This window comes from Lelliottia sp., from assembly GCF_045627565.1.
In the GTDB taxonomy this organism is placed as follows: Bacteria; Pseudomonadota; Gammaproteobacteria; order Enterobacterales; family Enterobacteriaceae; genus Enterobacter.
The window spans coordinates 20,677-28,823 of sequence record NZ_JAZQNX010000009.1; the positions used below are offsets into that span (position 1 = coordinate 20,677).

7 protein-coding genes and 1 pseudogene are annotated in these 8,147 nt (G+C 50.4%); all 8 read right to left on the reverse strand.

Going from position 1 to position 8,147, the window contains the following annotated elements; all coding sequences use genetic code 11:
* Nucleotides 1–2: 2 nt before the first annotated feature.
* Nucleotides 3–4,031, reverse strand: a complete 4,029-nt coding sequence (rpoB, locus tag ACKI5T_RS07755) for a DNA-directed RNA polymerase subunit beta (protein ID WP_407436825.1) — start codon at nt 4,029–4,031, stop codon at nt 3–5.
* Nucleotides 4,032–4,350: 319 nt separating this feature from the next.
* Entirely contained in the window at nt 4,351–4,716 is a 366-nt protein-coding gene (rplL, locus tag ACKI5T_RS07760; protein ID WP_011915460.1) for a 50S ribosomal protein L7/L12, read from the reverse strand.
* A gap of 66 nt (nt 4,717–4,782) precedes the next feature.
* Nucleotides 4,783–5,280, reverse strand: coding sequence for a 50S ribosomal protein L10 (gene rplJ / locus ACKI5T_RS07765; RefSeq protein WP_007704673.1), 498 nt, complete (start codon nt 5,278–5,280; stop codon nt 4,783–4,785).
* 290 nt (nt 5,281–5,570) lie between these two features.
* Nucleotides 5,571–6,275 carry a 50S ribosomal protein L1 gene (gene rplA / locus ACKI5T_RS07770; RefSeq protein WP_011915459.1) on the reverse strand — a complete coding sequence of 235 codons (705 nt, stop codon included), beginning with the start codon at nt 6,273–6,275 and terminating at the stop codon, nt 5,571–5,573.
* 3 nt (nt 6,276–6,278) lie between these two features.
* Nucleotides 6,279–6,707 (reverse strand): 50S ribosomal protein L11, encoded by a 429-nt coding sequence (gene rplK, locus ACKI5T_RS07775; RefSeq protein WP_011915458.1) that lies wholly within the window; start codon nt 6,705–6,707, stop codon nt 6,279–6,281.
* 154 nt (nt 6,708–6,861) lie between these two features.
* Nucleotides 6,862–7,407 (reverse strand): transcription termination/antitermination protein NusG, encoded by a 546-nt coding sequence (gene nusG / locus ACKI5T_RS07780; protein WP_011915457.1) that lies wholly within the window; start codon nt 7,405–7,407, stop codon nt 6,862–6,864.
* A 1-nt stretch (nt 7,408) separates the two neighbouring features.
* A complete protein-coding gene (gene secE / locus ACKI5T_RS07785; RefSeq protein WP_011915456.1) occupies nt 7,409–7,792 on the reverse strand; it encodes a preprotein translocase subunit SecE in 384 nt (127 codons plus the stop codon).
* Nucleotides 7,793–8,021: 229 nt separating this feature from the next.
* Nucleotides 8,022–8,147: pseudogene (gene tuf / locus ACKI5T_RS07790) on the reverse strand (elongation factor Tu); the annotation flags it as partial.

The window sequence follows — 8,147 nt, forward strand, 5'->3', positions numbered from 1 at the left end:
AGTTACTCGTCTTCCAGCTCGATGTTGATACCCAGGGAACGGATCTCTTTCAACAATACGTTGAAGGATTCCGGCATGCCCGGTTCCATCTGATGATTGCCGTCCACGATGTTTTTATACATCTTGGTACGACCATTCACGTCATCAGACTTAACGGTAAGCATTTCCTGCAGGGTGTATGCCGCGCCATATGCTTCAAGCGCCCACACTTCCATCTCACCGAAGCGCTGACCACCGAACTGAGCCTTACCACCCAGCGGCTGCTGAGTAACGAGGCTATAAGAACCGGTAGAACGCGCATGCATCTTGTCATCAACCAAGTGGTTCAGTTTCAGCATGTACATATAGCCAACGGTAACCTGGCGCTCGAATTGCTCACCAGTACGACCGTCGAACAGCGTGATCTGACCGGAAGTCGGCAAGCCACCCAGCTGTAACAGCTCTTTGATTTCAGACTCTTTCGCACCGTCAAAGACTGGCGTTGCGATAGGCATACCTTTTTTCAGGTTCTCAGCCAGACGCAGAACTTCATCATCACTGAAGGTGTTCAGGTCAACTTTCTGACGAACATCTGTGCCCAGATCGTACGCACGCTGGATGAACTCGCGCAGTTTCGCGACTTCTTCCTGCTGCTTCAGCATGGCGTTGATTTTCTCGCCGATACCTTTAGCAGCCATACCCAGGTGGGTTTCGAGGATCTGACCAATGTTCATACGAGACGGTACGCCCAGCGGGTTCAGTACGATATCTACCGGCGTACCGTTAGCATCGTGCGGCATATCTTCGATCGGGTTGATCTTAGAAATTACACCCTTGTTACCGTGACGACCTGCCATTTTATCACCAGGCTGAATCTGACGTTTAACGGCCAGATAGACCTTAACAATCTTCAGCACGCCTGGTGCCAGATCGTCGCCCTGAGTGATTTTGCGGCGTTTCGCTTCGAGTTTTTTCTCGAACTCGTGTTTCAGTTCGTCATACTGCTCAGCCAGTTGTTCCAGCTGATTTTGTTTCTCTTCGTCGGTCAGGCCCAGTTCCAGCCAGCGATCGCGTGGCAGTTTATCAAGCTTCTCAGCTTCAACACCACCAGAGACCAGCACCGCGTAGATACGACTAAACAGGCCAGCTTCGAGGATCTGCAGTTCTTCAGACAGGTCTTTCTTCGCCTGCTTCAGTTGCATCTCTTCAATTTCCAGCGCACGTTTGTCTTTTTCTACGCCATCGCGAGTAAAGACCTGAACGTCGATGATCGTACCGGAAACACCGTTTGGTACACGCAGAGAAGAGTCTTTAACGTCAGACGCTTTCTCACCGAAGATCGCACGCAGCAGTTTCTCTTCTGGCGTCAGCTGGGTTTCACCTTTCGGTGTTACCTTACCAACCAGAATGTCGCCGCCGGTCACTTCTGCACCGATGTAAACGATACCGGATTCATCCAGTTTAGAGAGCGCAGCTTCACCCACGTTCGGGATATCAGCAGTGATCTCTTCAGGCCCCAGCTTGGTGTCACGGGACACACATGCCAGTTCCTGAATGTGAATGGTGGTGAAACGGTCTTCCTGAACCACACGCTCGGAGACGAGGATGGAGTCTTCGAAGTTGTAACCATTCCACGGCATGAACGCTACGCGCATGTTCTGACCAAGTGCCAGTTCACCGAGATCGGTAGACGGACCATCAGCCAGCACGTCGCCGCGCTCAACTGGCTCACCCAGAGACACACATGGCATCTGGTTGATACAGGTGTTCTGGTTAGAACGGGTGTATTTGGTCAGGTTGTAGATGTCGATACCCGCTTCGCCTGGGTACATCTCGTCTTCGTTAACTTTGATAACGATACGGGAAGCATCCACGTACTGAACGGTACCGCCACGTTTCGCAACCGCAGTTACACCGGAGTCAACGGCAACAGCACGTTCCATACCGGTACCAACCAGCGGCTTATCAGCGCGCAGAGTCGGAACCGCCTGACGTTGCATGTTCGCACCCATCAATGCACGGTTGGCGTCATCGTGTTCCAGGAACGGGATCAGAGACGCACCAACAGAAACGATCTGCTGGGTCGAAACGTCCATGTAATCCACCTGATCATTGCTGAACAAGCTGGATTCACCTTTGCTACGGCAGGTAACGAGATCGTCAACGAAACGACCTTCTTCGTCCAGGTTGGTGTTCGCCTGAGCGATGACGTAGTTACCTTCTTCGATAGCAGACAGGTAATGGATTTCGTCGGTAACAACACCGTCAGTCACTTTACGATACGGCGTTTCGAGGAAACCGTATTCGTTTGTCTGTGCGTACACGGACAAGGAGTTGATCAGACCGATGTTTGGACCTTCAGGCGTTTCGATTGGACATACGCGACCGTAGTGAGTCGGGTGTACGTCTCGAACTTCAAAGCCTGCACGTTCACGGGTCAAACCACCTGGGCCAAGTGCAGAGATACGACGTTTGTGCGTAATTTCTGACAGCGGGTTGTTCTGGTCCATAAACTGTGACAGCTGGCTGGAACCGAAGAACTCTTTCACTGCTGCAGAAATTGGCTTGGCGTTGATCATATCCTGAGGCATCAGGGTATCCAGATCGCCCAGAGACAGACGCTCTTTAACCGCACGTTCTACACGTACCAGGCCAACGCGGAATTGGTTTTCCGCCATTTCGCCAACGGAACGGATACGACGGTTGCCGAGGTGGTCGATGTCATCCACTTCGCCTTTGCCGTTACGGATATCAATGAGCTTCTTCATCACTTCGATGATGTCTTCTTTGCTCAGGATACCGGAACCTTCAATCGCATCGCGCAGCAGAGAACGGTTGAACTTCATACGACCAACCGCAGACAGATCGTAGCGGTCTTCAGAGAAGAACAGGTTCTCAAACAGGTTTTCAGCTGCTTCGCGAGTTGGTGGCTCACCAGGACGCATCATGCGGTAGATTTCTACCAGTGCGCTCAAACGATCGCTGGTTGGGTCGACACGTATAGTCTCAGACATATACGCGCCATGATCCAGGTCGTTGGTAAACAGCGTTTCGATGCGCTTGTGGCCAGACTGGCTCAGCTTAGCCAACAGATCCAGGCTCAGCTCCATGTTGGCTGGGCAGATCAGTTCCCCAGTTGAAGCGTCAACGTAATCTTTTGCGGCAACTTTTCCGGCAATGTATTCAACCGGAACTTCGATCTGCTTGATGTCATCTTTTTCGAGCTGACGAATGTGGCGCGCAGTAATACGGCGACCTTTTTCCACATACACTTTGCCGTCGAATTCGATATCAAACGAAGCGGTTTCACCACGCAGACGCTCCGGCAACAGCTCCATTTGCAGCTTGTTGTCGCGAATTTCGAAGATAACTTTCTCAAAGAACAGATCAAGAATCTGCTCAGTGGTGTATTGCAGCGCACGCAAAATGATGGTTGCTGGCAGTTTACGACGACGGTCGATACGGACAAACAGGTTGTCTTTCGGATCGAATTCGAAGTCCAGCCATGAACCACGGTAAGGGATGATACGTGCGTTATACAGTACTTTACCGGATGAGTGTGTTTTACCTTTATCGCTGTCGAAGAAGACGCCCGGGCTACGATGCAGCTGGGAAACGATAACGCGCTCAGTACCGTTGATAACGAAAGTACCGTTGTCAGTCATGAGTGGAATTTCACCCATGTAGACTTCTTGTTCTTTGATGTCTTTAACGGTGCCTTCCGGCGCTTCACGCTCATAGACAACCAGGCGCAGTTTCACGCGCAGCGGTGCTGAATAGGTCACACCACGGATCTGACATTCCTGAACGTCAAATACCGGTTCGCCAAGACGGTAGCTGACATATTGCAGCTCAGAATTACCGCTATAGCTTTTGATTGGGAATACGGAACGGAAAGCAGCTTCCAGACCATACTGCCCTTCAGGATCTTGCTCGATAAACTTCTGGAACGAGTCAAGCTGGATAGAAAGGAGATAAGGTATATCCAAAACTTGTGGACGTTTACCAAAATCCTTACGAATACGTTTTTTCTCGGTATAGGAGTAAACCATTAGGGTTCCTCAGCTCGCTGACAAGTCGACCCATCTGCCCGACGGAGGGACAGTTTGTGCAACACCATTTTGTTGATCGGAAAATTGAATACTTTCCGCAATACCTGTTGCTATCACGCTTAAACCATTTCGTTGCAATTTACACAGCCCGTCAGGCTGTCGCAGTATATTAAGACGTCGATAGAAACAAGCATTGTCAGGACAGCCAGCAGTCAAACAGTGTGAAATGCTACTGGCGCCTTACAGCGCAAAAAGGCTGGTGACTAAAAAGTCACCAGCCATCAGCCTAATTTCTCAGGCTGCAACCGGAAGGGTTGGCTTATTTAACTTCAACTTCAGCGCCAGCTTCTTCCAGAGATTTTTTCAGTGCTTCTGCGTCATCTTTGCTCACGCCTTCTTTCAGAGCGGCTGGAGCAGATTCTACCAGGTCTTTAGCTTCTTTCAGACCCAGGCCAGTTGCGCCACGTACAGCTTTGATAACTGCAACTTTGTTCGCGCCAATACCTTTCAGAATAACGTCGAATTCAGTTTTCTCTTCAGCAGCTTCAGCTGGGCCAGCAGCAACAGCTACAGCAGCAGCAGCAGAAACGCCGAATTTTTCTTCCATTGCAGAGATCAGTTCTACAACGTCCATTACGGACATAGCTGCAACTGCTTCAATGATTTGATCTTTAGTGATAGACATTTAAATTGTTCCTGAAAATCAGAATAAGTTTATACGTAAGCGAATGCTTTATAAAGATAACGGCTATTAAGCCGCTTCTTTCGCATCGCGAACAGCAGCCAGAGTGCGAACCAGTTTGCCAGCCGAAGCTTCTTTCATGGTTGCCATCAGGCGTGCAATTGCTTCTTCGTAGGTCGGCAGTGTAGCCAGGCGATCGATTTGCGATGCCGGGATCAACTCACCTTCAAAGGCTGCGGCTTTGACCTCAAATTTTGCATTCGCTTTCGCGAAATCTTTGAACAGACGAGCAGCTGCGCCCGGGTGTTCCATAGAATATGCAATCAGGGTCGGACCAACGAACGCGTCTTTCAGGCACTCAAACTGAGTACCTTCAACAACACGGCGCAGCAAGGTGTTACGAACAACACGCATGTATACGCCGGCTTCGCGACCTGCTTTACGCAGTTCAGTCATTTTGTCTACAGTAACGCCACGGGAATCCGCAACTACTGCAGACAGCGCGCCTTTGGCTACTTCGCTGACTTCAGCAACAATCGCTTGTTTGTCTTGAAGATTTAAAGCCATTAGCTTTGCTCCTGGATGTTTGCCAGGGCTCATGCCCTGGAACTCACTTCACTCTTCTCAAAGAAAAGAGCGTCTTAATACGGTGAGCAGAAACAAGCCAGAGTATCAGAAATAATCTTAGCGTTCTGTCACCGTCTACGCAGGGGATTAAGCCTCTTTCGAGACACCTGCGGTCTTCGACGGAGGCCTGGATCAGGCCAGGCTCCAACGAACAATTCTTTTACCTGCTAACTTTTGTTAGCAAACATGGGGGTAAGATTGTAGACAAATCCACCGCCCACGTAAAGGTATTAGTTTGCTACAGCAGTCAAGCCAGCCTGATCTACTGCAACGCCTGCGCCCATGGTGGTGGACAGGCTAATTTTCTTGATGTACACACCTTTAGCCTGTGTAGGTTTCGCTTTTTTCAGCGCAACCAGCAGGGATTCCAGGTTTTCTTTCAATTTTTCGGTGTCGAAGTCCACTTTACCGATGGTAGTGTGGATGATACCGTTTTTGTCGTTACGATAACGAACCTGACCTGCTTTAGCGTTCTTAACCGCTTCAGCAACGTTAGGGGTTACAGTACCCACTTTCGGGTTTGGCATCAGGCCACGTGGACCCAGAACCTGGCCCAGCTGGCCAACAACGCGCATTGCATCCGGGGAAGCAATAACAACGTCAAAGTTCATTTCGCCTTTCTTGATCTGATCAGCCAGATCTTCCATACCTACCAGTTCAGCACCTGCAGCTTTAGCAGCTTCAGCGTTTGCACCCTGAGCAAATACAGCTACGCGAACGGAACGGCCAGTACCGTTTGGCAGTACAGTTGCACCACGAACGTTCTGATCAGATTTACGAGCATCGATGCCGAGGTTAACAGCAACGTCAACGCTTTCTACGAACTTAGCAGTAGCCAGTTCTTTCAGCAGTGCGATTGCTTCGGTGATGTCGTACTGTTTGGTCGCATCAACTTTGTCACGAATTACGGACATGCGCTTGGTCAGTTTAGCCATTTCTTAATCCTCCACTACCAGGCCCATGGAACGTGCAGTACCTTCAATGGAGCGAGTCATCGCTTCAATGTCAGAACCAGTCATGTCGGCAGCTTTGGTCTGCGCGATTTCCTGCAGCTGAGTGCGGGAAATTTTACCCACTTTGTCTTTGTTCGGCTTACCGGAACCAGACTTGATACCAGCCGCTTTTTTCAGCAGAACTGCTGCCGGCGGGGTCTTGGTAATGAAGGTGAAAGAACGGTCAGCGTAAACGGTGATGACAACCGGAGTTGGCAGGCCTTTTTCCAGGGATTCTGTTTTGGCGTTGAACGCTTTGCAGAATTCCATGATGTTAACGCCCTGTTGACCCAGTGCTGGGCCAACTGGTGGACTCGGGTTTGCCATACCAGCTGCAACCTGCAGCTTAACGTAGGCTTGTACTTTCTTAGCCATTCTAAAATCCTCTAATTGGGTTATAGCGCCTCGATGAGGCTCCCCGTGATAAAATTCGTTTTACGGGTGTAACCCATAAAAACAAAAGGCGCGAAATTGTATTCCAATCTCGCGCCCTATGCAACGATTAAATCGTCGCTTTTTTACTCGGCTACTAGGCTTTTTCGACCTGAGCAAAGTCCAGTTCTACCGGGGTCGCACGACCAAAGATAGAAACGGAAACTGTCAGACGGGACTTTTCATAGTCTACGTCTTCAACCACGCCGTTAAAGTCAGCAAACGGACCATCACTAACACGAACCATTTCACCCGGCTCAAACAGCGTTTTAGGACGCGGCTTATCACCCACCTGCTGCAGGCGGTTCATAATCGCATCAACTTCTTTATCGCTGATTGGAGCTGGACGGTCGGATGTGCCGCCGATAAAGCCCATTACGCGTGGTACGCTGCGCACGAGGTGCCAGCTTGCGTCGTCCATCACCATCTGGACCAACACGTAACCTGGGAAGAATTTGCGCTCGCTTTTGCGGCGCTGGCCACCACGGATCTCGACCACTTCTTCAGTCGGGACCATGACTTCGCCAAACAACTCTTCCATATTGTGTAATTTGATATGCTCACGCAGCGAAGTGGCTACGCGGCCTTCAAAACCGGAGAACGCCTGAACGACGTACCAGCGCTTTTTAGGGGCTTCAGACATCTTAGAACCTCAGGCCAGTGATAAAGGAGACCAGGCGAACCAGAATACCATCCAGTCCCCACAGGATCAGTGACATTACAGCAGTCACCGCTGCCACGATCAGCGTGGTGTGCAATGTTTCCTGGCGAGTAGGCCAAATGACCTTGCGAACTTCGGTTCGCGCTTCGCGGGCAAAAGCAACTGTCGCTTTACCTTTTGTCGTCAACAGCGCGACACCACCCGCTGCAGCAATAAGAATTACTACGGCCAGCGCACGCAGCGGCAGCATCATGTCACGATAAAGGAAGTTGCCAACGATAGCCACGATCAGCAGCACGGCCACAACAACCCACTTCATCGCTTCCAGGCCGCGACCGCTCCCTTGAGCTTCGGTATTCGCACTCATAAACCAACCTGTCAGAAGAATTCTACAAACATTTTCACCCCGCGATTGCGAGGCGAGCCAAGCCGAAATGCACTGCAGCTTTTCGGACTATACGCCCTCTACAGAGCCTGTCTCAGCAATGATTATGACAAAAAAAATCACTGATGAGCCAGGTTCTGGTTCGAAAGCGTGCAAAAAGGGCATCAAATGATGCCCTTTTAATGCGCATTACGTCAAATGTTATCAGCGATTAGCTGATAACTTTAGCTACAACGCCAGCGCCTACAGTACGGCCGCCTTCACGGATTGCGAAACGCAGACCGTCATCCATCGCGATTGGGTGGATCAGGGTAACAACCATCTGAATGTTGTCGCC

Excerpts from the sequence above, each read along its gene's own strand:
- nusG (WP_011915457.1), bottom strand. The coding sequence starts at position 7,407 with ATGTCTGAAGCCCCTAAAAAGCGCTGGTACGTCGTTCAGGCGTTCTCC.
- rplK (WP_011915458.1), bottom strand. The coding sequence starts at position 6,707 with ATGGCTAAGAAAGTACAAGCCTACGTTAAGCTGCAGGTTGCAGCTGGT.
- rplJ (WP_007704673.1), bottom strand. The coding sequence starts at position 5,280 with ATGGCTTTAAATCTTCAAGACAAACAAGCGATTGTTGCTGAAGTCAGC.
- rplL (WP_011915460.1), bottom strand. The coding sequence starts at position 4,716 with ATGTCTATCACTAAAGATCAAATCATTGAAGCAGTTGCAGCTATGTCC.
- rpoB (WP_407436825.1), bottom strand. The coding sequence starts at position 4,031 with ATGGTTTACTCCTATACCGAGAAAAAACGTATTCGTAAGGATTTTGGT.
- secE (WP_011915456.1), bottom strand. The coding sequence starts at position 7,792 with ATGAGTGCGAATACCGAAGCTCAAGGGAGCGGTCGCGGCCTGGAAGCG.
- rplA (WP_011915459.1), bottom strand. The coding sequence starts at position 6,275 with ATGGCTAAACTGACCAAGCGCATGTCCGTAATTCGTGACAAAGTTGAT.